This window comes from Gallibacterium salpingitidis, assembly GCF_030517105.1.
GTDB classification, from domain to species: Bacteria; Pseudomonadota; Gammaproteobacteria; order Enterobacterales; family Pasteurellaceae; genus Gallibacterium; species Gallibacterium salpingitidis.
Genome location: NZ_CP103875.1, coordinates 948,173 through 971,946 on the forward strand (window position 1 = coordinate 948,173; position 23,774 = coordinate 971,946).

The following is a 23,774-nucleotide window of genomic DNA, read 5'->3' on the forward strand; positions in this document are numbered from 1 at the left end:
GCACTTTAAATGATCTTATCAGTTTGTTCTACAAACCAAGCGGCAATCGCCATAATAACAACTAATATTAGTAGTATCCAAGTTTGTGGAACCCAACTATGCCAGAAACCGTAGCCATAACCAAATAAGATCGGACCACAAGCTGCTAATAAATAACCGCCAGATTGCACAATACCGGATAATCTTGCGGTATTGGTCGGTGATGTAGTTTTTACTGACAACATTGTTAATAAATAAGGGAATAACGCACCACCCGCTAAACCAGTAAAGATATTGACTAATAACCAATAGGTGAAGCTATTGTAATTTAATAGCATCATCGCAACACCGATAAAGGAAATAGATATAAAGCCAGCAACGACAAGCTGGCGAGTACGGCTTGACCAGCGGATAAATGCTGATGGTAAAAATATCATTAATGGGATGGTTACTAACATATAGATACCTAACAGATATCCAGTGGTGCTTGCAGAAAGTCCTGCCTGTTGTCCCATTGTTGGTAACCAAGCGAGAGTTGTATAGAAATAAAGTGATTGTAAGCCGCCAAATACCACCAAACACCACGTATATTTATTTTTAAATAAAGTATTTTTTTGTGATTGATTGTGTGGTTTTTCTAAATAGTGATTGTGTTTAACATTCGGCAACCAGATAACTAATGCAAGCAGCAATATTGCAGATAATACTAAGATCATTGTTTGCCAATTGCTCATTTGAGTAATTGGAATTGCTAGTGATGAACCGATAATAGTGGCAAAAGTCATTGCCAATGAGTAAAGCGATGTTAATTTACCTAGGCGGCTAGGATAATTTGCCATAATGGCACTTGGTAATAAGACATTTAATACGGCAATTCCAATACCAATAATGATGGTACCAGTAAATAACAGCGGTAACGAAAAAATACGGATCGTAGAGCCAAGTATCATCAAAATTAATACTAAGGCGAATAATTTTTCAATCCCAAAGATTTGCCCTAAGCGAGCAGCAAAAGGGGAAACCAATGCAAACATTAACAATGGCAGAGTAGTTAAGATACCCAATGAACTAATAGGAATCGCAAATTCATCAGCGATTTGTTGCAAAATAGGCGGAATAGCGGTAAAAGGCACACGCAATACGACACCAATCATAATGATGCCCAGAATTAAAAAAGTAGTATTTTGTTTTTTCATTTTTATTCTTATTGTTGAAAACTTCAGTGAGAAATTAATTTATTCTACAAACAATACACCCTCTAAAAAGAGGGTGTATGTTACATAGATTGGTGAATAAAGAATTATTCAGCTGCTTTTAATTGTTGGTAATAGTTTTCATAGTATTGAATTGCATCACCAACATCATCTTGCCAGTAGCTATTTTTAAGCACTTCCGCTGGTGGGTAAATGCTTGGATCTTCGGTAATCTCTTTTGGCAACATTTCTTTCGCTTTTAAATTGGTGGTTGGATAACCAATTTCAGTTGCTAAACGAGCAGCTACTTTCGGACTTAATAAGTAATTAATTAATTTATGCGCCGCTTCAGGGTTTTTAGATGTTTTTGGAATTGCCAAAGTATCAACCCATAATACTGGTCCTTCTTTCGGATATACTGCACCAACTGGAGCACCTTCTTTCTTCGCGATACGCACAGAACCATTCCATAATTGACCTAATTCCACTTCACCAGCAATAAATGAGTTCGCTGGGTTATCAGAAGTGAAAGCCAATACGTTTGGACGTAATTTGAGTAATTCTTCGTATGCTTTTTTAATCACTGCAGGATCTTTAGTATTTGGATCTTCACCAAGTTTTAATAGCGCAATATTAAATACTTCGCGAGCGTCATCTAATAATTGCACTTTTCCTTTAAACTCAGGTTTCCAAAGATCTGCCCAAGAATTAAATTGGTCCGCTTTGTAGGTGTTAGTATTGAAAACAATTTCAGGAGCACCTAAAAGTTGAGGAAGTGAATATTTATTACCTGGATCATAAGGCTTGTTCAACATATTTGGGTCGAGATCTTTAATCACAGGCAATTTACTATGATCTAAAGGCAATAGCATTCCTTCTTTTGCCATTTTAGATACGAAGTAGTTTGATGGTGCAATAACATCATAGGTTGCACTATCACCTAAAGTTTTCAACTTAGCATACATAGTCTCATTAGATTCAAGACTAGACACGTTTACTTTAATACCAGTTTCTTTGGTGAAATCATCCAATAAACCGTCAGGTACATATTCTGTCCAAGTATAAAGATAAACGGTATCTCCCTCTGCGTGAGCAACCGCATGAATACCAAGAGCAAGCGTACTAATACCTAATAAAGTAGTGATTTTTTTCACAAAATTCTCCGTTATAGTTAATTAAAGCCATAGCTCGACCAAAGCCAAGCGGATATAAAAATCAAAATGATTTTTGTAGGTACTTGTTGATGGATAACGTGTTGAGAAAACACATCAGACAAGGAAGGCCATTGTATAAAGTGTTTACCAATATGGCAACCATTAATGCTAATAAATACAATTAAATAAAATTTAGGGGCTGAAGTAGATTAGCGTTAAATCTGACACCATTTCCGCAGGATTTTGAGCTGTTGAGATGGTGTCCCATAATTGAAACGAAACTCACATTCTTTCAAAAAAAGAGGGAAAGATTTTCGATCAATTCCATTATACTTTCTTAGCACACGCTTTGCTTGATTCCAAAAATTCTCTATCCCATTAATGTGATTTCGCCGCTCAGCAAAATGAGTACTGTGGTTAATTCTATAATGCGTAAACTCACTAACATCTAGCACATCATAGCTATGATAACAATCTGTATAAACAATGCTATCTGGTTGTATTTTCTTTTTAATAACAGTAAGTAAGGTATCAGTCTTAGTGTTTTGTACAGTTACTGTGTAAACTTTTCCATGGCGTTTAAGCATGCCAAACACCACCATTTTACCAGCTGCACCCCGACCTCTTTTCCCTTTTCGCACACCACCAAAATAGCTTTCATCTAACTCTACTTCGCCATCGAAAAGTTCATGTGCTTGTAGTGCTAAATGATGGCTGATAACGAGACGAATTTTTCGATAAAACAAGATGGCAGTATTGGCTTGAATGCCAAGCAAATCTGCTGCTGATCGTGCTGTTACTTCTAATACAAAAAATTCAAGCAGTTTTCTTTGTATAGATTTCTTTAGTTTACAATTGGTTATCTTCATTTTTGTAGCTTAGCATAAGTGCTAATCTACTTCAGCCCCAAAATCAATAATCTGGTGGATGAGGCAATGATTGATTTGTTATATAAAGCAAGTCAAGCAGGCGTTACCATTAAAATGATTGTGCGCGGAATGTGCTCATTAAAAGCTGGAGTCAAAGGATTAAGCGACAACATTCATATTATTAGTATTGTGGATCGTTTTCTAGAGCACCCAAGAGTCTATTATTTTGCGAATAATGGTGATCCTGATGTTTATATCTCTTCTGCGGATTGGATGACTAGAAATCTTGATCGGCGTATTGAGGTTGGTACACCTTTACTCGATCCAGATGCTAAACAATGTGTGATTGATATTTTAAATATACAGCTTGCAGATAATGTCAAAGCGCGAGTGATTGACAGTAAAGAACAAAATGATTATGTGCAAAATGATGAACCACGATGTCGTTCTCAACTTGCCATTTATGATTATTTAGCTGCGAGAGCTAATGAAAAATAGGATGTAATGATGAATGGAGTAAAAACATTGACAACTTCTCAGCATAAAGAATTTGCTGCGATTGATTTAGGTTCGAATAGTTTTCATATGATTTGTAGTGGTAGACTAATTCCGCAGTCCTCAATAGGTGGTAAACTATCACAAAAAGAGGACAATTTAATGAGAAGAACATTTAGCCCAGAATATAAAGCTGCGGCAGTAAAATTGGTGACCGAACAAGGTTATTCCATCCCACAAGCGTGCTTGGAATTAGGGATAGGAGAAACGGCATTACGTCGTTGGGTAAAACAAGTACAAGCAGAACAACAAGGTTATGTATTACCAGGCAGCAAGCCGATATCCCCCGAACAACAACGCATACGGGAACTGGAGAAACGGATAAAAATACTCGAAGAGGACAAAGAAATCCTAAAAAAGGCTACAGCGATTTTTATGTCTCTCGACAACGCCGCTACCAAGCGATAAAGGCATTAAAATCGTATGGTATCAAACGGGTGTGTGCGTTGTTTGAGGTATCAGAAAGTGCCTATTATGCCCAGTTAAGACAGGGTAGCAAGCCAAACAAATATGGACGTTTATCGTTAGAAATAAAGGCATTATTTGATGAAAGTCGAGGTTCAGCAGGTAAACGGACATTGAAAGCGAGATTACAGCATAAAGGGATTAAGGTAGGATTAGCGCTTATCCGTAAATTGATGAAGCAACAAGGTTTAGAGAGTAAACAACCGAAGAAACGTTATTCTTATCCATTTGCTGAGGGACAAACGATGCCATTTAATCATCTGTTAAACCGCCAATTTACTCCAGATGCCCAGACCACCGTATTGTGTGGTGATACAACCTATCTTAAGGTGAATGGAGAATGGCATTATCTTGCAGTTGTGCTGAATTTAGCTCATCGTCAAGTAGTCGGTTGGCGATTGCAAAGAGAGCATAATGCAGATTTAGTGGTAGAGGCATTAAATCATGCGATGCTAACGACAGCAAGGACAAAAGAGATGATATTTCATTCAGACCAAGGGAGTGTTTATCGGAGTTATCCCTTTACGCAATGTGTGAAACGTCATGGATTAATCCAGAGTATGAGTCGTCGAGGTAATTGTTGGGACAATGCGCCGATGGAGCGTTGGTTTAGAAGTTTTAAATATGAATGGATGTTAAAAGGGGGTTATGCTTCATTGTCGGCAGCGAAGGAGGACATTAAGAATTATGTATTTTATTATAATACTGTTCGTCCTCATGCTTACAATCAGGGATTACCACCCGTTTTCGCAAAACAACCTATCAGGGACTGTTAAATTAGTGGATCACTACAATTATTGTGAGAGTGGTCAATGGCTCGATTCAAGTGTTATCGCGATTAAAACAACGAGTACAACTAGGGAATGGCTTAGATGAAAAACACCATTTAAGCCAAGAGGCGATTCAACGCGGTGTAGATTGTTTGGCACTATTTGCAGAACGTTTACAAGGTTTTTCTCCGGAACAGGTAAAGGTTGTTGCAACCTATACATTACGTCGAGCAGAGAATAGTGATGAGTTTTTAGAAGCGGCAAAAAAGGTTTTTCCTTTCCCGATTCGCATTATTTCTGGTGCTGAAGAGGCGAAGTTAATTTATCTGGGGGTTTCGCATACGCAGCCAGAAAATGGGCGCAAATTTGTGGTTGATATCGGTGGCGGCTCAACAGAAATGATCATTGGTAAAGGTTTCACGCCAGAATTAGCAGAAAGTCGCCATATGGGATGTGTTAGCTTTACTAAGGCTTTTTTTCCTGATGGTAAGATTAGCGAAAAACAATTTAATTTAGCCCAGAAAACGGCTCTATCTAGGATCGAAGATCTCTCGTGGGAATATCGTCATCTAGGCTGGGATTCAGCATTAGGATCATCTGGAACGATTAAAGCGATTAGCCAGGTTATTGCCGAAAACTTTAATCCGGACGGTATCATTACGACCAAAACGTTACAACAAGTGGTTGCCTTAATTTTAAAGTTTGATTCGTTTGATAAACTGAAAATTGCAGGATTGAGCGAAGATCGTGTTGGTATCTTTGTAGCAGGCGTTGCGATTTTGAGTGCTGTTTTTGAAAATTATCGAATTGAACAAATGCGCTATTCCGATGGTGCATTGCGTGAAGGTGTGCTGTATAGCTTTGAGCATGATTTTCAAGTTGATGATATTCGTGAGCGGACCGTTATCAGCTTGATTGAACATTTCTGGATTGATAAAGAACAAGCGTTACGAGTTGCCGATACTGCGATTTTATTAGCAAAGCGTTACCAACGTTGGCAAAATAGCGAACAAGTTGAGGAGTTGCAAAGTATTCTATTAGCAGCCGCGTTACTACACGAAACCGGTATGGTAGTAAATCATAGTGGATCACATAAACATGCAACCTATATTTTGCAAAATAGTGAATTGCCCGGTTTTGATCCTATGCAAAAGAAATTATTAGTGACGTTAATTCGCTTTCATCTCAAATCATTGAAGCAATTAGATTTACCGAAAGGTAGTCGATATAACAATCAAGATATCCTAAGTCTGATTATTATGTTGCGTCTTGCAGTCATTATTAATCGCTCGCGTCGTGCGACAGAATTAACGGAGAAATTTGCGTTGCATGTTAATGCTGAGGCGAATAAATGGGAATTAGAATTTGAGCCCGGTTATTTAGAAAGAAATCCATTGACGAAAAATGATTTGTTAGAGGAGCAAAATAATCTGCGCACTGTAGGTGTTCATTTCTCAGTACAATAATGAGTTACTGTACAACGTTTTTAAATGAATAAACCCACGATCTTTTGGAGTCGTGGGTTTATTTTTTACTGATAACTGATTAAGTTCTATCTTTACGGGAAATAATCTGACTTAAAATCACCAAGGTTAATGAGAATACAATCATAATTGTTGCTAACGCATTAACTTCTGGCGTTACCCCAGTTTTCACTAATGAGAAGATTTTTAGCGGTAATACTTCATAACTTACGCCAGTTACGAATGAAGATACCACCACATCATCTAATGAAATGGTAAAACTTAACAACCAGCTAGAAACAATCGCCGGTAACGCTAACGGTACAATAATTTTACGCAAAATAGTTGTTTCGCTTGCACCAAGATCACGTGCAGCTTCTAACATCTTCACATCGAAACCTTTCAAACGTGAGAATACCGCAACAACCACATAAGGTAAACAGAAGGTAACGTGCGCAAATAATAATGACCAAAAGCCTAGTGAAATACCAACTAGCATAAATAACGCTAATAACGATACCGCCATCACAATATCTGGCGACATCATCACGATAAATAACATTCCACCAACGAATTTTTTGCCTTTAAATTGATAACGGTAAAGCGCAATAGCGGTTAATAATCCGATTAATGTTGCTACCGTTGCCGCAAAGAAAGCAATGGTGATGGAATGGAATGCCGCCTGTAATAAAGTATTATTATTGGCAAGACGTTCATACCAGTTAAAACTAAATCCTTTCCAAGACAGCCCATAACGGTCTAAATTGAAAGAGTTAATAACTAAAATAATGATTGGAATATACAAATAAGCATAGACCAAAAATAAAAAGAGATTACGTAGTGAACGTTTCATTATTCCAACTCCGATTTCTTGTTGAACAACTTACCAGCGCGGTAGTAAATGAACAATAAAAGTGCCATCAGAATCGTTAATGCAATACTGATTGAAGAACCAAATGGCCAGTTACGTGCAATTAAGAATTCACTCTTAATTACGTTACCAACTAATAGAACTTTCGCACCACCAAGTAAATCTGCTACATAGAACATTCCCATTGCAGGTAATAATACTAATAAGCAACCAGCAATAATGCCTGGCATTGTTAATGGAACAATAATTTTCACAAAACGCTGAAACGCATTCGCACCAAGATCTTTCGCTGCTTCTAATAAGCGTTGATCCAATTTCTCAATTGATGAGTAAAGAGGCAGAATCATAAATGGTAATAGAATATAGACTAAACCAATAATGACTGCGACTTCAGTGTTCAAAATACGAATTGGTGTATCAATAATACCTAGCCATAATAAAGTGTTATTTAGCACACCTTTTACACCTAGGAAGATCTTCATACCATAAATACGAATCAATGAATTCGTCCAGAAAGGTAAAATCACTAAGAACAACATCACTGGACGGAATGTAGGTTTCATTTTGGCAATCATAAATGCAAATGGATAACCAATCACTAAACAAATAATAGTGGCAATTCCCGACATATAGAGGGAATTCCACAATACTTGCGCGTAGAGCGGTTCAATTAAACGTTTATAACTGTCTAATGAAAAAGTAAATTCGACTAAATTACTACTATCGCGAGTTAAGAAACTGGTAATCAATACCAAAAGATTTGGCACTAATACAAAGAATATTAGCCAAGCAAAAATAATAGTAACAGTAAAATTCTGAAATTTACGCGTTGTTATCTTCATCATCGTCAAGTACCACTTCCCAGCTTTCAACCCAAGTTATAGCGACTTTCTGATTAAGAGAGTGATCAACATCTGGATCATCCTCATTGAAAAATTCGCTGACTAGCACCCGATTACCGCACTCTAATTCAACGGTAGATTCCAAGGTCATACCTTTATAGTTACGTTCACGCACATAACCAATTAGACCTTCATGAGCCTCTTTATCGTGTACTTCTTCGATACGAATATCTTCAGGACGAAGTAATACTTTTAATTTTTGTCCCGCTTCGACAGGACGAGTTACATAGATGTCACAGATACGTCCTTCAACATTGGCTTGTACCCGTTTTTCATCAACGCGGTGTAAAACAGTAGCGTCGAAAATATTGATTTCACCAATAAATTTCGCCACGAATAAACTTTTCGGATCTTCGTAAATCTCACGTGGTGTACCATCTTGCTCGATCTTACCTTGACGCAACACAATAATACGATCAGACATTGTTAATGCCTCTTCTTGATCGTGTGTTACAAAAATAAAGGTAATGCCAAGCTGACGTTGTAAAGCTTTTAATTCATTCTGCATTTGCTGACGAAGTTTATAATCCAATGCAGAAAGGGATTCGTCCAGTAATAGCACTTTTGGTTTATTTACCACCGCACGAGCAATAGCAACACGTTGTTGCTGACCACCAGAAAGTTGCGCTGGTTTACGATCTGCAAATTCTTCCAATTGCACCATTCTTAATGCTTCAAGTACACGAGGCTTAATTTCTTCGTTAGGTACTTTTTGCATACGCAAACCGAAAGCCACATTTTCAAAAATTGTCATATGTGGGAAAAGCGCATAGCTTTGGAATACGGTATTAATATTGCGTTGTTCAGCTGGAATGGAAGTAATATCTTGTCCATCTAAAATAATGCGTCCAGCATTAACTTCTTCAAAACCTGCAATTAAGCGTAAAATCGTGGTTTTACCACAGCCAGAAGGCCCCAAAATAGTTAAGAATTCACCATTATTGATTGTAAGATTAATATCTTTAATGATAGTTTTCCCGTCATAAGCTTTAGTGACAGATTGCAATTCAATAATTGGCTTTTGTTGTACTGGATTTTCCACTAGCTTTGTTTTTCCTCCTAAGTCAATAAATTCACATACCCACGAGAATTACATTCTACAAGAAACTCGCAATGATATAGTGATCACCCTATAATTGAAAGTGTCTATTAAAAAATTTTTTTGCGATTTAAAAAAATATACCCAATTTCACAAATTTTTAACGATAAAATTTCGCGAAAGGTGTTGATTTATATCATATTATTAAACGGCGGATATGATAGCATTTTATGCCTGAATTTAATATGAACTTTTTAGCAAAATAATGGGAAATATGATGTACTCAGAAGAAACGTTGAAAAATGGCTTATTAGATCGTTTTTTAAATTATGTTAGTTTTGATACCCAATCTAAAGAAGGGGTAAAACATTCACCAAGCAGTCGCGGTCAATGGCTATTAGCTGAATACCTAAGAGATGAATTGAAAGGATTAGGTTTAGCGCAAGTAGAGATGAATTCCCATGGTGTTGTTACTGCATTATTACCCTCTAATATTCCGAATAATCAAACGACAATTGGTTTAATTGCACATTTAGATACTTATCCAGGTGTTAAAGGAAAAGATGTAAAACCTGAAGTGATCAGTGAATATCGTGGCGGCGATATTGCGCTAGGATTGGGTGAAGAGTTTATTAGCCCTGTCACATCACCTTTTTTACAGAAATTAGTTGGTCATACCTTAATTGTTACTGATGGTACTACTTTATTGGGTGCCGATAATAAGGCGGGTATTGCGGAAATTATGACAGCGTTAGCAACAATTATTAGTCATCGTCTGCCACGCGTGAATATTCGTGTAGCATTTACCCCAGATGAAGAAATTGGTGCCGGAATGCAATTTTTCCCATTAGAGCAGTTTGCTTGTGATTGGGCATATACGATTGATGGCAGCGGTTTAGGTGAAGTGGAATATGAAAATTTTAATGCTGCGACCGCGACTATCGCCATTAAAGGTCAATCTATACATTTAGGTTATGCGAAAGATAAATTAGTGAATGCTTTGGCATTAGCTTGTGACTTGCATCAGTTATTACCGAGAGAAGAGGTACCAGAAAAGACAGCTGATCGACAAGGTTTCTTTCATTTAGACAGTCTAACTGGTGATATTGAATATTGTGAAATGAAATATCTCATTCGCGATTTTAGTGATGAAGGTTTTGCACAACGTAAAACATTCCTCTGCAATCTTGTAGAACAATTTGCTAAACAACATAAATTAGCAGATCGTATTGATATCACAATTCAAGATAGCTATCACAATATGTTTAATGCAGTAGCAAAAGTGCCGCAAAGTATTAAAGTGGCTGAATTAGCGATGGAGAAATGCGGTATCAGTGCCAAACATAAGATTATCCGCGGTGGTACTGATGGTGCTTGGTTGTCAGAAAATGGTATTGCTTGTCCAAATCTCTTTACTGGTGCCTATAATTTCCATAGTAAGCATGAGCTGGCGAGCTTAGATGAGATGCAGCAAGCGACAAAAGTGATTATTGAGATAGCGCAATTGGCACAACGTTAAAACAAACGAAACAGTAAAAAGCCAAGATTAGTGAATAACCAATTCAACTTAAGATTTGTTGATAAGCCTAAATTTTGTCAATAACCTAAATAGAAGATTTTTGGGTTCCCTCTTACTCTTGCCCGAATGTAAATAAGATTTTCAGGCAAAAAAAGCTGTCAATTTTTCGAGCTTGCGAGAAAAATCTCTTTTTTTGCCGCTCGGAAAATCTTATTGGAATGAGGATTAGCAAGAGTGCGAGGGTGTATTTCTTTTGCCTACTTTTCTTTGGACATACAAAGAAAAGTAGGTCGCCCTTTAGGGCGAAACCTAAATCTTAAATAAGAAATAATTTGATTTAAAGTTTAAAAATTGGCTATGTCAATAAATTAAGCACAAGATAGTATGAAGATTCCCTCTGAAATAATGAACAAAGCTAAAAAATCAAGTATCATAGACCGCTTTCAGTCATCACCTAAAGAAAAGGGGCAAAAGGAATGTGGTCAGATATATTAATGAATTATAGTGTGTTTATTTTAGAAGTTATTACTTTGGTAGTGGTGGTTGCCGTTATCTTTGCTGTTATTTTTGTATTAAAACAGAAAAATCATACTAAAACCGGTGAGTTGCGTATTACCAATTTAAATCATCAATATGAAGATCAGCAACAACTGTTGAAAACATTTCGTTTAGATGAACATCAAGTTAAACAATTAGAAAAAGCACGTAAAAAGCAAGAAAAAGCAGAAGTGAAAGCAGCTAAGAAAAAAGCAAAACAAGCAGAGAAAACAGAACAAAGTCAAACTGAACAAAACCTGTTTGCGGAACAAAAGCCTTGTTTGTTTGTGCTGGATTTTAATGGTGATATTCAAGCTAATGCAGCAGCGGCATTACGTGAAGAACTCAATGCAATTTTAGCAGTAGCTCGTCCAGATAAAGATGAAGTGTTATTACGCCTAGAAAGCCCTGGCGGTGTTGTTCATGGCTATGGTTTTGCAGCATCTCAATTACAACGTTTACGCGACAAACAGATCCCATTGACCATTGCAGTGGATAAAGTGGCAGCGAGCGGCGGTTATATGATGGCGTGTGTGGCTAATAAAATTGTCGCTGCGCCATTTGCGATTATTGGCTCTATTGGCGTAGTGGCACAAGTCCCAAATATTCATCGTTTACTGAAGAAACATGATGTGGATGTGGATGTGATGACTGCTGGGGAATATAAAAGAACAGTAACTGTATTGGGCGAAAATACCGAGAAAGGTAAACAAAAATTTCAACAAGAATTGGAAGAAACTCATCAATTATTTAAACAATTTGTTGCAGAACACCGTCCTCAAGTTGAGATTGAAAAAGTCGCAACAGGCGAACATTGGTTTGGTAAACAGGCATTAGATTTAGCTTTAATTGATGAAGTAAAAACGAGTGATGATTTGATTTTACAGGCGATTACTGAAAAGGATGTGTTGCAAGTTAAATATTGTGTGAAAAAATCATTAGTACAAAAACTTGGCAAACAAGCGGAAGAAAGCGCAACGAGTGCGTTAGAAAAAGTGTTATATCAAGATCGTAGAACTTTCTTTTAATGGTTGAGATAGAAAATGTTAGATACATTAAATTTAACTCATGAACAACAGCAGCAAGCAGTAGAAAAAATCCAGCAATTAATGCAGCAAGGGATTAATAGCGGTGAGGCGATTCGTTTAGTTGCTGAAGAGTTACGCCAACAAGCAAAACAGCAACAGGATAAAAAATAAAATGTTTGCAGTTATTTTGAAAAAGGTGGTAGAAGCCGCGATTTTACCACCATTTAATTTAATTTTATTAGCGTTAGTTGCGTTTATTTTATTGTTTACGCGTTTTCAAAAAACAGCGAAAGGAATATTGGCGCTGTCTTTAGTGCTGAGTTATTTGATTAGTACGCCTTTTTTCTCAAATTTATTAATTCGTTCGATTGCTTTGGAGCGTCCAGATCCACAAGTTTATACGCAAGGACAAGCAATTGTTGTGTTGGGTGGCGGTCTGCGTTATAGCGATTATCCAGAATCTTATTCGACTACCGCAGCTTTGCCATTAGAGCGAATGCGTTATGCTGTCTATCTGCATCAAAAAACAGGGTTACCGATTGCAATCAGTGGCGGTGTTGATAATGAAGCTAAGGTGATGGGGAGTGAATTACAACGTTTTTTCCAAATTGAGCCAACTTGGTTGGATAATAAATCCAATACAACGGAACAAAATGCGATTTATTTAAGAAAATTGTTTGATCAAACTGATGATGGTAAACAGATTAACCGAATTATTTTAGTGACGAATGAATGGCATATGCGTCGTGCAATGGCTGCTTTTGAACGTCAAGGATTTATAGTGTTACCTGCAGCAACGAAGAGTCAGCGTGCTTCCAGCAGCGGTTTATTAAAATTTATTCCTCAGCCAGTAAGTTTTTATCAATCTGGTTTAGTGTTGCGTGAATGGTTAGGGATTTTACGTGATAGATTGATTGGTCTGGAGTAATGTTTTCCAGTAAGAAAAAGCCAAATATTCAATAGTATAAGGGTAAAAAAACGCTTATAATCTGACGGGTTACCTTGTCACTGAAAATACCGTCAATATTGTAGTTTTACGGTTTGATATGATTAATTTGTGAGGTTATATGCGCTATCAGAAACTCGACAACCAAGAAACTCACTGGAAGTGGCTCTATTTAACGCGTAAAGCACGTGAAGGTGTCAACATTACCCGCTATCTTGAGCAGAGTATGGCTGAAGATAAAATTCAACAACTCACAAAATTAGAACATCAAACAGAAGAAGTAAAGCAGTGGATTGAAAATCATATGTCGCCTGATTTAGTGATTAAATTGGATCAAGCGATTCGTGCTAAACGTAAACGTTTTTTTAATGCGGAAAAACAGACAACCAAAAAGAAATCCATTGACCTTGATTATGCAGTTTGGCACCGCCTTTCTCGCTATTCCCGTAAAATGAAAATGACCTTATCTCAAACTATTATGTATATGATTGATGAGCAAGAGAGTAAGGTTTTATATGAATCGCAAATTCAAGCGATGAAGAAAAATCTAAAAGATCTTTTAAAGTAGATAGTTAATACCTGAATAAACTAAATATAGCCCGAATGCAATGAAAACGACACCGGCAGCATTGTCTAACCAACGGCTATATTTACTATAAAAACGTTTTGCTGCAGGGCGTGAAAACAGTAGCGCAATGACATAGAAATATAAAAAGGTTTCAATCAGGATAATAGCTAACACTAATAAAATATGTTCAATACCGCTGACATTGGCCAGATAGAGTGATAACACGCTACTAAAATAAATCACTACTTTAGCATTTGATAAATTAACAAAAAGTCCTTTTAAAATTTCTTGCTTAGTAGAGCTTTGCTTTACTGCCGTTGTTGCTTCTTGTTTTTCTTGTTCGAACGTAATGTTCGAACGTACATTTAACATTTTGTAACCGATATAACTGAGATAGCTGCCGCCTAACAATACCACAATCCCATGCCAGAGCTGGCTAGTAGCAAAGACAATTGCTAAGCCTAATAGTGCGGCTGTTGCCCAAAAAGCAACGCCTAATGTAATCCCAATGACGGCACAAACTGCATTACGCCTTGAATTACTGGCAGCAGTACGGCTGACATAAAAAAAGTCAGGGCCTGGACTCATCAATCCTAAAAGATGAACAAGCATAATATTCCACAACATAGAAAATCCTTTTTAAATAAACCAATGGCAAAGTGTAATAACTAGAATCGCGTAAAGTGCCGCTAATAGATCGTCAAACATAATGCCGAAACCAGTGTGTAATTTACGATCAAAATAACGAATTGGCATTGGTTTCAGAATATCGAACAACCTGAAGAGGACAAAGGCAACAATGTACCAAATAAGCGATAATTCAGGTAATGCCGCGAGCACTAGCCAAATTGCAACAATTTCATCCCACACAATTGCACCATGATCATGCACCTGCATATCTTTGGCGGTTTTGGCACATAAATAACAGCCAAGCAAAAAAGCAACCACAATTAATAGTAAGAAATAAGGTAATGGACACCATTGCAATAATATAGCGCCGACAATTAAACCGGCTAATGTTCCCCAAGTGCCGGGTGCAGGTGAAATTAAACCAGAACCAAAGCCAACGGCTAAAAAATGGATTGGATTGGTAAGATGAATTTTTTTGAGTGCGTCGTGATTATTTTTCGCTGAAGTGGTCGAAGCCATGAGAAACTGCTACCTCTACTGGTTTTGCAAATTGAGTAAATTGTAAATGTTTATTGGCACGAATTTGTCCGATACATTGATAAGCAACACCAAGATAACGCAAAGTCCGTTCCATTTTGTCGCGATTTTGTTCTGATACGGTAAAACAAAGCTCGTAATCTTCGCCACCTGCTAACGCAAACTGTTGCGCCTGTTCTAATGAATATTCACTAAGTAATTGAGGAGAAAGCGGTAATTTATCTAATTCAACGACAGCGCCGCAATTGCTACGATCTAGGATATGTTGTAAATCAGAAATCAAGCCATCAGAAAGGTCGATTGCTGCATTGGCTATGCCGGCTAATTCCATTCCCATCAACACACGAGGTGTTGGACGTAAATGGCGCTGTAAGAGATATTGGCGGGCTTCATTGTGTATAGGAGCTTGTTTTAATAATAGATCTAAACCAGCAGCGCTATCGCCAAGCGTACCAGAAACATAAATCCAATCACCGACTTTTGCAGTATGACGGCATAAAATTTTCTCTTTTGCTACTAAGCCATGCGCAGTAATAGTGAGTGATAAGGTACCTTTGGTGGTATCGCCACCGATTAAATCGACATTATAGTGATCGAGAATAGCAAAGAAACTTTGGCTAAATTCAGCTAGCCATTGATGATCAATTTTTGGCATCGTTAGTGCTAGGCTGATCCAAGCAGGCTCTGCACCCATTGCTGCTAAATCGCTTAAATTTACTGCTACTGCTTTATAAGCCAGATCGGTAGCTGAAATTGTGGGTAAAAAATGGGTTCCTTCGACAAGAGTGTCAGTGGTCATGGCTAAACGACGATTAGGTTTAATTTCAGTAATAGCACAATCATCACCGATAGAAAGCCAAACATCACGTCGTGGTTGTCGATTAGATGATGCGAAATAACGTCGAATAATATCGAATTCGCCATTATCAGCCATATTCTCACATCCTTTGTTGAGATCACCTTATCTTGTTGAGATAAGGTGAATATTGGTAATTTATTTACGTCCGAGTTGAGGCGCTAATTTGTCTAATACACCATTGATATATTTATGGCTATCTTCTGCACCAAATGTTTTAGTCACTTCAATAGCTTCGTTGATCACAACTTTGTAAGGAACATCATCCACAAATCTTAATTCATAAGTTGCACAAGCTAAGATTGCGCGTTCAATCATTCCAAGTTCATCAATTGAACGATCGAGATAAGGTGCGAAAAGTTCTTCAAGCACATCTAAATTATCAACGGTACCATGGAATAATTTACGGAAATAAGGTAAATCAGCACCTTTGATATTTTTTTCATCAGTGACAAAATCAAGTTCAACTTTTTCTGGTGCATTTTGTGAAACAAACCAAGAGTAGAGGGCTTGAACAGTACATTCACGAGCGCGACGGCGTTTTGATGGTTTTGCTTGTTGATACATTATTCTGAAATTTGTGCTAATAAATTAACCATTTCTAAAGCTACTAATGCAGCTTCAGCCCCTTTATTTCCTGCTTTAGTACCAGCACGTTCAATTGCTTGTTCAATATTTTCAGTAGTTAGAACACCGAAAGCGACAGGAATTTCTGCTTGCATAGCAACTTGTCCTAAACCGCTACTTGCTTCACCAGCAACATATTCAAAATGAGCTGTACCACCACGAATTACGGTACCTAATGCAACAATAGCATCAAATTTTTTGCTAGAAGCTAAACGGCGAGCGACTAATGGTAATTCATAAGCACCCGGCGCTTTAACGATAGTAATATTTTCATCTTTTACTTGACCGATACGGGTTAACGCGTCAAGCGCACCTTCTAATAAACTATCATTAATAAAACTGTTAAAACGTGCGATCACTACTGCAATTTTGGCATTAGGTGCAGCAACTTGACCTTCTAAAACTTTCATATTTTCTCCAATATAGATGAACAAAAACGGTTGCAGATTTTAGCATAAAAAAGCGAAAAATCAGAGAGGAATCTAGCTGAAGCTAATCAGCAAAAATCCTGTCATTCGTGAAAATGACAGGATTGTTCTATGGATACAGATTATTTGGTGATACGTTTATATTTAATGCGTTTTGGTTGAACTGCTTCCGCACCAAAAGTTTTCTTTTTCCACTCTTCATAATCTGTGAAGTTACCTTCGTAGAAAGTCACTTTTCCTTCATCACCATAATCAAGAATGTGAGTAGCAATACGGTCTAAGAACCAACGGTCATGCGAGATTACCATTACGCAGCCAGGAAATTCTAAAATAGCATTTTCTAAAGCACGTAAAGTTTCCACGTCAAGATCATTGGTTGGTTCATCGAGTAGTAAAACGTTACCGCCGCGTTGCAATAGTTTCGCTAAGTGTAAACGACCGCGTTCACCACCAGATAATTCACCAACACGTTTTTGCTGATCTACCCCTTTGAAATTGAAACGTCCAACATAAGCGCGGCTAGGAATTTCAAAGTTACCGATCTTCATAATATCTAGACCGCCAGAAACTTCTTCCCATACTGTTTTACTGTTGTTCATATTATCGCGGAACTGTTCGACTGATGAGAGTACAACAGTATCGCCTAAAGTAATGGAACCACTGTCTGGTTGCTCTTGACCTGACAACATTCTAAATAGTGTAGATTTACCAGCACCGTTAGCACCGATAATTCCTACGATTGCCCCTTTTGGAATCGTGAAAGAGAGATTATCAATTAAAGTACGATCACCATAAGATTTAGATAAATTCTCTACTTCGATAACTTTATCACCGAGGCGTGGACCAGGTGGAATAAAGAGTTCGTTGGTTTCATTACGTTTTTGATATTCGCTAGAATTAAGTTCTTCAAAACGTGCCATACGTGCCTTACTTTTCGCTTGGCGACCTTTTGGATTTTGGCGAACCCATTCCAACTCTTTCTCGATAGATTTCTGACGTGCTGATTCCGTTGCCGCTTCTTGTGCTAAGCGTTTCTCTTTTTGTTCCAACCAAGAAGAGTAGTTGCCTTGCCATGGAATACCTTCACCGCGGTCTAACTCTAAAATCCAACCTGCAACATTATCTAGGAAGTAACGGTCGTGGGTAATTGCTACGACAGTACCTTCATAGTCATGTAAGAAATGTTCTAACCATGCAACAGATTCAGCATCTAAGTGGTTGGTTGGTTCGTCTAATAACAACATATCTGGTTTTTCTAATAATAGATGGCAAAGCGCAACACGACGGCGTTCACCCCCAGAAAGATGTTCAATTTTGCTGTCCCAATCTGGTAAACGTAAAGCATCAGCAGCACGCTCTAATTGGTTTTGTAAATTATGTCCGTCGTGTGCTTGAATGATTGCTTCTAATTTCGCTTGTTCTGCGGCGAGTTTATCGAAATCTGCATCAGGATCGGCATATAAAGCATAAACTTCATCTAAACGTGTTAAAGCAGCTTTAACTTCGCCAACCGCTTCTTCGATGATTTCGCGAACAGTTTGTTGTGGTTCAAGTTTTGGCTCTTGCGGTAAATAACCAATTTTAATGCCTGGTTGTGGACGCGCTTCACCTTCAAACTCTTTATCTACGCCAGCCATAATGCGTAAAAGGGTTGATTTACCTGCGCCATTTAAACCTAAAACCCCGATTTTGGCGCCAGGGAAAAAACTCAACGAAATATCTTTTAAAATTTGACGCTTCGGTGGCACAACTTTGCTCACGCGATGCATAGTATAAACAAATTGTGTTGACATAGTTCTCGCTATTGTTTGTGGTTAGATGAAAAGGCGCATATTCTACTGTAAATTATTGCTTTTGACTATTTTTCTGCTGATATTTTCTGCACAAAATTGCTAGATTTATGGCAAAATATCAACAGATCTGATGATCTTGAGCACAACACCAACATCAACTTTTATTTTGAGGGAAACTTAATGTCTAGACCATTAAATTTTGTCATGATTTCGCCTCATTTTCCGACGAATTTTGAAACTTTTGCAGTCAGGTTACGGGAAAATGGTTTTAATACATTGGGAATAGCGGATGCACCTTATGAGTCGCTTAGCGAAGGCTTGCGTAACGCTTTAACTGAATATTATCGTGTTGATAATATGGAAGATTACGATCAAGTGTATCGTGCCGTAGGCTATTTTGCTCATAAATATGGACGTATCGATCGAATTGAATCGCATAACGAATATTGGCTAGAGTTGGACGCAAAATTGCGTACAGATTTTAATGTCTTTGGTTACAAAAACGAAGATATGCACGCCATTAAAACCAAATCACAAATGAAAGAAATTTTCCGCGCAGCTGGTTTAAAAGTAGCACAAGGTCGTGTTTTTCATAGTGATGAAGAAGCTCGCCAATTAGCGCAAGAGTTAAATTTCCCAGTAATTATTAAGCCAGATTCTGGTGTTGGCGCGAGCGATACCTATAAAATCAAATCTGCACAGGAATTAGAAGAGTTTTTTAGTTATCGACATCCTGAAGTGCAATATATTATGGAAGAATTCATTGATGGCGATATTGTCACTTTTGATGGTCTAGCTGATATTAACGGTAATATCGTTTTTTATTCTAGCCTTGAATATTCTGAAGCAGTGTTAGATACCGTTGCTAAAGATGGTGATATGTTCTATTACGTACCACGTGAAATTTCTCCTAAGTTGGTCGAATTAGGCAAACAATGCGTTGAGGCTTTTAAAGTCCGCGAACGCTTTTTCCATTTTGAATTTTTCCGCGTAAAACAAACTAACGAACTAATGCCATTAGAAATTAATTGCCGTCCACCAGGTGGTTTAACGATTGATATGTGGAATTATGCGAATGATTTTGATGTGTTTAATGAATATGCTCATATCGTTAAAGAAAATAAATTCTACTCACATATCACGCACCCATGGAATGTGGTGTATATTTCACGTAAAGCCAACAAAAATTATGTGAATTCAATTCAGGCGATTTGTGAAAGATTTTCTGATCGCATTATTAGTGTGCAAACTGTACCAGGTATTTTTGCCAAAATTATGGGTGAAGAAGGGATTTTGGCGCGTACTGAAACAATTGAACAGATGCGTGAAATTATTCAATTTGCACATGCAAAACAGTAAGGAGAAGTGGAAATGCATTTTGAAAGAAGAAGTCATTGGAGTGGAGAACTTGGACGTGAAATGTACTTTAATGTGTATGGACACGCTGGTAAACCGATCATTGTTTTCCCATCTTCAGGCGGTAGCCATAATGAATATGCCGATTTTGGTATGATTGAGGCTTGTCGTTCTTTTATCGATCTTGGCCTAGTGAAGTTTTATACACCAGATTCGTTAGATAAAGAATCTTGGTTTGCACCAAATAAATCGGGGCATGATATGGCTTTAGCGCATAATGCTTATGATCGCTATATTGTTAATGAATTAGTACCATTAATCCGTTATGAATCTGAGTGGTATGCGGGAATGATAGCGACTGGTTGTAGTATGGGCGCATTTCACACCATCAATTTTGCGTTACGCCACCCAGATTTGTTTGATACGGCGATTGCCTTGAGTGGAGTTTATGACGCACGTTTCTTTACTGGTGAATTTTACGGTGATGAAACAGTCTATTTTAATTCTCCGATTGATTATTTATGGGGACAATATGATGAGTGGTTTTTATCACGTTATCGTCAAAATCATTATATTGTTGCTGTGGGACAAGGCGCATGGGAAGAACAACATATTGCCGTTACTGCACGCTTACAAGAAGCGTTCCAAGGTAAAGGTATTTCTGCTTGGTTCGATTTTTGGGGACATGATGTTGATCACGATTGGCCTTGGTGGAAAGTGCAAATGCCGTTCTTTTTAGGTAAGTTGGCTGAACAAGGTATGATTTAATTAGGGTAAATTTAATAAACTGAGGGGCTTTATATGAAAGCCCCTAATTTTTGTTTTTAAATAATGAATTTTAAAAATAAGGGGGCTGAAGTAGATTAGCACTTATGCTAAGCTACAAAAATGAAGATAACCAATTGTAAACTAAAGAAATCTATACAAAGAAAACTGCTTGAATTTTTTGTATTAGAAGTAACAGCACGATCAGCAGCAGATTTGCTTGGCATTCAAGCCAATACTGCCATCTTGTTTTATCGAAAAATTCGTCTCGTTATCAGCCATCATTTAGCACTACAAGCACATGAACTTTTCGATGGCGAAGTAGAGTTAGATGAAAGCTATTTTGGTGGTGTGCGAAAAGGGAAAAGAGGTCGGGGTGCAGCTGGTAAAATGGTGGTGTTTGGCATGCTTAAACGCCATGGAAAAGTTTACACAGTAACTGTACAAAACACTAAGACTGATACCTTACTTACTGTTATTAAAAAGAAAATACAACCAGATAGCATTGTTTATACAGATTGTTATCATAGCTATGATGTGCTAGATGTTAGTGAGTTTACGCATTATAGAATTAACCACAGTACTCATTTTGCTGAGCGGCGAAATCACATTAATGGGATAGAGAATTTTTGGAATCAAGCAAAGCGTGTGCTAAGAAAGTATAATGGAATTGATCGAAAATCTTTCCCTCTTTTTTTGAAAGAATGTGAGTTTCGTTTCAATTATGGGACACCATCTCAACAGCTCAAAATCCTGCGGAAATGGTGTCAGATTTAACGCTAATCTACTTCAGCCCCTACATAAAAAATGGTAACACGATAAATTTTGCTACAGAGCTAATCAACAGGTCGCGTTTAGAGCTGTTCAATTCACGAATCACCAATGCATAACCAATGGATAACAACCCTAAAGGTAATGCTGCTTTACTTAAAATTTTTAATAGATTTTCTAGGCTAATCGGTAATGCAAAACCAGATAAATTGATGGCAGCACCAATTAAACAGGCAATAATTAAAGGATTTTTGATGATAGATTTTATTAAATAAGAAAAGTCTAATTTATTATTGTCGGAATAAAAGGCGAATATGCTGACACAACAAACGTTCACGAATGGAATAGCGACAGTCAGAATAATAGCACTTAACACTAATCCTTCACTGCCAAAGATAGCACTAGCCAGCGCGAGAAAAACATAAGTATTAAAGCGAATGCCACCTTGTACGATAGAGGTAAAAGCTGCATTACTGGTTCTAAAAATCATATTGAGAAAAATTAATACCAGCAGTGTTGCAAACAGCGCCAGTAAGACAACCAACATAAAGTTTAAGCTATCAGCGGAAAATTTTGCGTTTGATAATTCGATAATCAATAAAGACGGCATTAACACAAAGTAGGTGAGTTTATCAGCTAAAGGCCAAAATTCGTGTGAAGGAAAAGAAATTCTTTTGAAAAAATAGCCTACGAGAATCAAACCAAAAACGGGGAAGATGCTGGTAAAGATGTGTTCCATAATGTTTCACCAATAATCTTAGATGCAGTTCGACTATCATAAGAAACGTTATTGGAATTTGCTAGAAAAAAGATAAATAAAATTTGCAAAATGTAATTAAATTGATTTAATCGTGTTAAATATAATTCGTTTGGTAGTGCTGAGAAAATAACTGCTTACACAGTTATCTGAAATGAAAATCAAGAGAAAGGAGACAATATAAAAAAACAACCCCACTTTTATCAAATTACTTTGGAAAGGTGGGTTTGTCAGCGGTCTGAGGGCTAATGAACCCTTTTTTTGTTGCTGATAACTTATGTAAAAAATGATCAAAGTTCGATTTTAGAAAGTTGGTCTTATTAGGAAAATAGTTGTAAAAGCGAATATAGCGATAAAGGGATCACAAAGCCAATAATTGAAAGTTTAAGACAGAATTCTGACGTTAATTCCTCTGTAGGAATCATAATAAAGAGTAAAATTGAGCCGAAGAATAGTATATATGCAATGACAAGTATAGTATTCCATATTGTTATTCCTGCATCAAATGCCATTGCCAAGGGAATAAGGAAAACAAAAGCAAAAAACAACGTTAAACAAAACAAGAATAAACGAATAAAGAATGACATACTATTACTCCTTAAAAAATGAAAACCACAAAAACTCAACAAAATGATCGGCCCAATGTTTTTCGTGGTGGATTTCATTTGCCATTACTCGTAAACAAATATTGTCTAATGGATGTCCTGTACGTAATAAAGATTGGTAATAACGCAAAGTGCAATCAATATAAGCTTGATTCATATTAGAAATAAATTCAGCATCAGCATCATCGCCCTCTTTAGTACCTACCTGAATAAATACTTTACTGGCAGGATCGAGCGGATGTTGGTGCATAAAATCTAAAAAGTCAGATTCGCTAAACCACGAAGCGAGAGAGAATACACCTAAATGACCAAAAATATGCGGGTAAGCTGCGCCCATATAAGCAGTAATAATGCCACCCATTGAGCTACCAGCGAGTAATGTATGTTCACGTTCTGGTAAGGTACGATAAGTTTGATCAATAAATGGTTTTACTACCTCGACTACCCATTGACCATACTCCATACCTAAGCCACCGAGATGGCGTACTTCAGGAGAGCCAACGTCCGTTTGCCAAGGCGCATATTCATTTAAGCGTTCTGTACCGGCATTATCAATGCCCACAATGATCATTTTAGGGAGTTCTTTATAGTGTTTGATAGTTGGAATAATTTTCCATGAATAACCAGAATAAGATTCTTTGCTATAAAACACGTTTTGACCATCGTGCATATATAACACTGGATAACGTTGCCAATGTTTTTGCTGGTAATTTTTTGGTAATAAAACACGAATACGTCGCATATGATCGAAATAAGGAACATAAAGATAATGTTCTTGCATTTCTAAATAG

The 23,774-nt window shown here is 37.3% G+C and carries 26 protein-coding genes; 12 read left to right on the plus strand and 14 right to left on the minus strand.

The genetic code is table 11. The annotated features are described in order from the left end of the window. Positions 1-5: 5 nt before the first annotated feature. From NYR30_RS04595 to NYR30_RS04605, 3 genes are all read right to left on the minus strand, one after another. A complete protein-coding gene (locus NYR30_RS04595; RefSeq protein ID WP_066114313.1) occupies positions 6-1,175 on the minus strand; it encodes an MFS transporter in 1,170 nt (389 codons plus the stop codon). A 104-nt stretch (positions 1,176-1,279) separates the two neighbouring features. Next, positions 1,280-2,299 (minus strand): extracellular solute-binding protein, encoded by a 1,020-nt coding sequence (locus NYR30_RS04600; RefSeq protein WP_231923865.1) that lies wholly within the window; start codon positions 2,297-2,299, stop codon positions 1,280-1,282. 242 nt (positions 2,300-2,541) lie between these two features. After that, positions 2,542-3,195, minus strand: a complete 654-nt coding sequence (locus NYR30_RS04605; RefSeq protein ID WP_115241497.1) for an IS1595 family transposase — start codon at positions 3,193-3,195, stop codon at positions 2,542-2,544. Positions 3,196-3,213: 18 nt separating this feature from the next. Here NYR30_RS04605 and NYR30_RS04610 point away from each other — a divergent pair, with 18 nt between their 5' ends. From NYR30_RS04610 to NYR30_RS04625, 4 genes are all read left to right on the plus strand, one after another. Next, a complete protein-coding gene (locus tag NYR30_RS04610; RefSeq protein WP_302502116.1) occupies positions 3,214-3,693 on the plus strand; it encodes a polyphosphate kinase in 480 nt (159 codons plus the stop codon). 159 nt (positions 3,694-3,852) lie between these two features. After that, a complete protein-coding gene (locus tag NYR30_RS04615) occupies positions 3,853-4,158 on the plus strand; it encodes a transposase (protein WP_302500332.1) in 306 nt (101 codons plus the stop codon). Further along, the gene (locus NYR30_RS04620) at positions 4,155-4,991 is read left to right on the plus strand and encodes an IS3 family transposase (RefSeq protein ID WP_302502438.1); all 837 of its coding nucleotides are present in this window, start codon (positions 4,155-4,157) and stop codon (positions 4,989-4,991) included. Before NYR30_RS04615 ends, NYR30_RS04620 begins: the two co-directional genes overlap by 4 nt. 23 nt (positions 4,992-5,014) lie before the next feature. Then, positions 5,015-6,451: a Ppx/GppA phosphatase family protein gene (locus NYR30_RS04625; protein WP_302502118.1), complete on the plus strand. Its 1,437-nt coding sequence runs from the start codon at positions 5,015-5,017 to the stop codon at positions 6,449-6,451. A gap of 79 nt (positions 6,452-6,530) precedes the next feature. Here NYR30_RS04625 and potC read toward each other — a convergent pair whose 3' ends face one another. Genes potC through potA form a run of 3 tightly spaced genes read right to left on the minus strand, consistent with a single transcriptional unit; the run spans position 6,531 to position 9,263 of the window. Further along, positions 6,531-7,301, minus strand: a complete 771-nt coding sequence (gene potC / locus NYR30_RS04630; RefSeq protein ID WP_066114331.1) for a spermidine/putrescine ABC transporter permease PotC — start codon at positions 7,299-7,301, stop codon at positions 6,531-6,533. Continuing rightward, a complete protein-coding gene (potB, locus tag NYR30_RS04635; RefSeq protein ID WP_066114334.1) occupies positions 7,301-8,161 on the minus strand; it encodes a spermidine/putrescine ABC transporter permease PotB in 861 nt (286 codons plus the stop codon). Before potB ends, potC begins: the two co-directional genes overlap by 1 nt. After that, entirely contained in the window at positions 8,142-9,263 is a 1,122-nt protein-coding gene (gene potA, locus NYR30_RS04640; RefSeq protein WP_066109161.1) for a spermidine/putrescine ABC transporter ATP-binding protein PotA, read from the minus strand. The genes potB and potA overlap by 20 nt, the downstream gene beginning before the upstream one ends. 274 nt (positions 9,264-9,537) lie before the next feature. Between potA and pepT the strand changes: the two genes are divergently transcribed. The 5 genes from pepT to matP all read left to right on the plus strand — a co-directional run bounded on the left by pepT (position 9,538) and on the right by matP (position 13,858). Continuing rightward, entirely contained in the window at positions 9,538-10,779 is a 1,242-nt protein-coding gene (gene pepT / locus NYR30_RS04645) for a peptidase T (RefSeq protein ID WP_066114328.1), read from the plus strand. Positions 10,780-11,255: 476 nt separating this feature from the next. Then, positions 11,256-12,344, plus strand: coding sequence for a protease SohB (sohB, locus tag NYR30_RS04650; protein ID WP_066111845.1), 1,089 nt, complete (start codon positions 11,256-11,258; stop codon positions 12,342-12,344). Positions 12,345-12,359: 15 nt separating this feature from the next. Next, entirely contained in the window at positions 12,360-12,515 is a 156-nt protein-coding gene (locus NYR30_RS04655) for a YoaH family protein (protein WP_082966174.1), read from the plus strand. Position 12,516: 1 nt separating this feature from the next. After that, complete coding sequence (locus NYR30_RS04660; protein ID WP_066109169.1) at positions 12,517-13,272, plus strand: YdcF family protein; 756 nt, start codon at positions 12,517-12,519, stop codon at positions 13,270-13,272. A 139-nt stretch (positions 13,273-13,411) separates the two neighbouring features. Next, complete coding sequence (matP, locus tag NYR30_RS04665) at positions 13,412-13,858, plus strand: macrodomain Ter protein MatP (RefSeq protein WP_066111847.1); 447 nt, start codon at positions 13,412-13,414, stop codon at positions 13,856-13,858. Here the strand turns inward: matP and NYR30_RS04670 are convergent. From NYR30_RS04670 to ettA, 6 genes are all read right to left on the minus strand, one after another. Beyond that, on the minus strand, positions 13,850-14,482 hold the full coding sequence (locus NYR30_RS04670) for a LysE family transporter (protein ID WP_197495468.1): 633 nt from the start codon (positions 14,480-14,482) through the stop codon (positions 13,850-13,852). The genes matP and NYR30_RS04670 overlap by 9 nt on opposite strands. A 15-nt stretch (positions 14,483-14,497) precedes the next feature. Further along, entirely contained in the window at positions 14,498-15,007 is a 510-nt protein-coding gene (locus NYR30_RS04675) for a phosphatidylglycerophosphatase A family protein (RefSeq protein ID WP_066111849.1), read from the minus strand. After that, positions 14,979-15,959 (minus strand): thiamine-phosphate kinase, encoded by a 981-nt coding sequence (thiL, locus tag NYR30_RS04680; RefSeq protein WP_302502125.1) that lies wholly within the window; start codon positions 15,957-15,959, stop codon positions 14,979-14,981. The genes NYR30_RS04675 and thiL overlap by 29 nt, the downstream gene beginning before the upstream one ends. 60 nt (positions 15,960-16,019) lie before the next feature. Beyond that, entirely contained in the window at positions 16,020-16,448 is a 429-nt protein-coding gene (gene nusB, locus NYR30_RS04685) for a transcription antitermination factor NusB (RefSeq protein ID WP_302502127.1), read from the minus strand. Beyond that, complete coding sequence (gene ribH / locus NYR30_RS04690; protein WP_065233507.1) at positions 16,448-16,918, minus strand: 6,7-dimethyl-8-ribityllumazine synthase; 471 nt, start codon at positions 16,916-16,918, stop codon at positions 16,448-16,450. Before ribH ends, nusB begins: the two co-directional genes overlap by 1 nt. 140 nt (positions 16,919-17,058) lie before the next feature. Next, positions 17,059-18,729, minus strand: a complete 1,671-nt coding sequence (gene ettA, locus NYR30_RS04695) for an energy-dependent translational throttle protein EttA (RefSeq protein WP_302502130.1) — start codon at positions 18,727-18,729, stop codon at positions 17,059-17,061. Between the two features lie 180 nt (positions 18,730-18,909). On the opposite strand from ettA, the gene NYR30_RS04700 reads away from it, so the two are divergent. The 3 genes from NYR30_RS04700 to NYR30_RS04710 all read left to right on the plus strand — a co-directional run bounded on the left by NYR30_RS04700 (position 18,910) and on the right by NYR30_RS04710 (position 21,627). After that, the gene (locus NYR30_RS04700; protein WP_302502132.1) at positions 18,910-20,088 is read left to right on the plus strand and encodes an ATP-grasp domain-containing protein; all 1,179 of its coding nucleotides are present in this window, start codon (positions 18,910-18,912) and stop codon (positions 20,086-20,088) included. A 12-nt stretch (positions 20,089-20,100) separates the two neighbouring features. Next, positions 20,101-20,853 (plus strand): esterase family protein, encoded by a 753-nt coding sequence (locus tag NYR30_RS04705; protein WP_302502134.1) that lies wholly within the window; start codon positions 20,101-20,103, stop codon positions 20,851-20,853. A gap of 120 nt (positions 20,854-20,973) precedes the next feature. After that, complete coding sequence (locus NYR30_RS04710) at positions 20,974-21,627, plus strand: IS1595 family transposase (protein ID WP_115241497.1); 654 nt, start codon at positions 20,974-20,976, stop codon at positions 21,625-21,627. Positions 21,628-21,646: 19 nt separating this feature from the next. On the opposite strand, the gene NYR30_RS04715 is transcribed toward NYR30_RS04710, so the two are convergent. Continuing rightward, complete coding sequence (locus tag NYR30_RS04715; protein WP_302502136.1) at positions 21,647-22,360, minus strand: AEC family transporter; 714 nt, start codon at positions 22,358-22,360, stop codon at positions 21,647-21,649. A 609-nt stretch (positions 22,361-22,969) separates the two neighbouring features. Further along, the gene (locus NYR30_RS04720) at positions 22,970-23,764 is read right to left on the minus strand and encodes an alpha/beta hydrolase (RefSeq protein WP_066114202.1); all 795 of its coding nucleotides are present in this window, start codon (positions 23,762-23,764) and stop codon (positions 22,970-22,972) included. Positions 23,765-23,774 lie beyond the last annotated feature (10 nt).

What these genes read in the sequence shown, in the direction of transcription:
- NYR30_RS04675 (WP_066111849.1), bottom strand. Translation starts at nt 15,007, where the DNA reads ATGGCTTCGACCACTTCAGCGAAAAATAATCACGACGCACTCAAAAAA.
- NYR30_RS04660 (WP_066109169.1), top strand. Translation starts at nt 12,517, where the DNA reads ATGTTTGCAGTTATTTTGAAAAAGGTGGTAGAAGCCGCGATTTTACCA.
- NYR30_RS04720 (WP_066114202.1), bottom strand. Translation starts at nt 23,764, where the DNA reads ATGCAAGAACATTATCTTTATGTTCCTTATTTCGATCATATGCGACGT.
- nusB (WP_302502127.1), bottom strand. Translation starts at nt 16,448, where the DNA reads ATGTATCAACAAGCAAAACCATCAAAACGCCGTCGCGCTCGTGAATGT.
- NYR30_RS04715 (WP_302502136.1), bottom strand. Translation starts at nt 22,360, where the DNA reads ATGGAACACATCTTTACCAGCATCTTCCCCGTTTTTGGTTTGATTCTC.
- ettA (WP_302502130.1), bottom strand. Translation starts at nt 18,729, where the DNA reads ATGTCAACACAATTTGTTTATACTATGCATCGCGTGAGCAAAGTTGTG.
- thiL (WP_302502125.1), bottom strand. Translation starts at nt 15,959, where the DNA reads ATGGCTGATAATGGCGAATTCGATATTATTCGACGTTATTTCGCATCA.
- NYR30_RS04705 (WP_302502134.1), top strand. Translation starts at nt 20,101, where the DNA reads ATGCATTTTGAAAGAAGAAGTCATTGGAGTGGAGAACTTGGACGTGAA.
- potC (WP_066114331.1), bottom strand. Translation starts at nt 7,301, where the DNA reads ATGAAACGTTCACTACGTAATCTCTTTTTATTTTTGGTCTATGCTTAT.
- ribH (WP_065233507.1), bottom strand. Translation starts at nt 16,918, where the DNA reads ATGAAAGTTTTAGAAGGTCAAGTTGCTGCACCTAATGCCAAAATTGCA.
- NYR30_RS04605 (WP_115241497.1), bottom strand. Translation starts at nt 3,195, where the DNA reads ATGAAGATAACCAATTGTAAACTAAAGAAATCTATACAAAGAAAACTG.
- matP (WP_066111847.1), top strand. Translation starts at nt 13,412, where the DNA reads ATGCGCTATCAGAAACTCGACAACCAAGAAACTCACTGGAAGTGGCTC.
- NYR30_RS04655 (WP_082966174.1), top strand. Translation starts at nt 12,360, where the DNA reads ATGTTAGATACATTAAATTTAACTCATGAACAACAGCAGCAAGCAGTA.
- NYR30_RS04615 (WP_302500332.1), top strand. Translation starts at nt 3,853, where the DNA reads ATGAGAAGAACATTTAGCCCAGAATATAAAGCTGCGGCAGTAAAATTG.
- potB (WP_066114334.1), bottom strand. Translation starts at nt 8,161, where the DNA reads ATGAAGATAACAACGCGTAAATTTCAGAATTTTACTGTTACTATTATT.
- NYR30_RS04710 (WP_115241497.1), top strand. Translation starts at nt 20,974, where the DNA reads ATGAAGATAACCAATTGTAAACTAAAGAAATCTATACAAAGAAAACTG.
- NYR30_RS04700 (WP_302502132.1), top strand. Translation starts at nt 18,910, where the DNA reads ATGTCTAGACCATTAAATTTTGTCATGATTTCGCCTCATTTTCCGACG.
- sohB (WP_066111845.1), top strand. Translation starts at nt 11,256, where the DNA reads ATGTGGTCAGATATATTAATGAATTATAGTGTGTTTATTTTAGAAGTT.
- pepT (WP_066114328.1), top strand. Translation starts at nt 9,538, where the DNA reads ATGTACTCAGAAGAAACGTTGAAAAATGGCTTATTAGATCGTTTTTTA.
- NYR30_RS04595 (WP_066114313.1), bottom strand. Translation starts at nt 1,175, where the DNA reads ATGAAAAAACAAAATACTACTTTTTTAATTCTGGGCATCATTATGATT.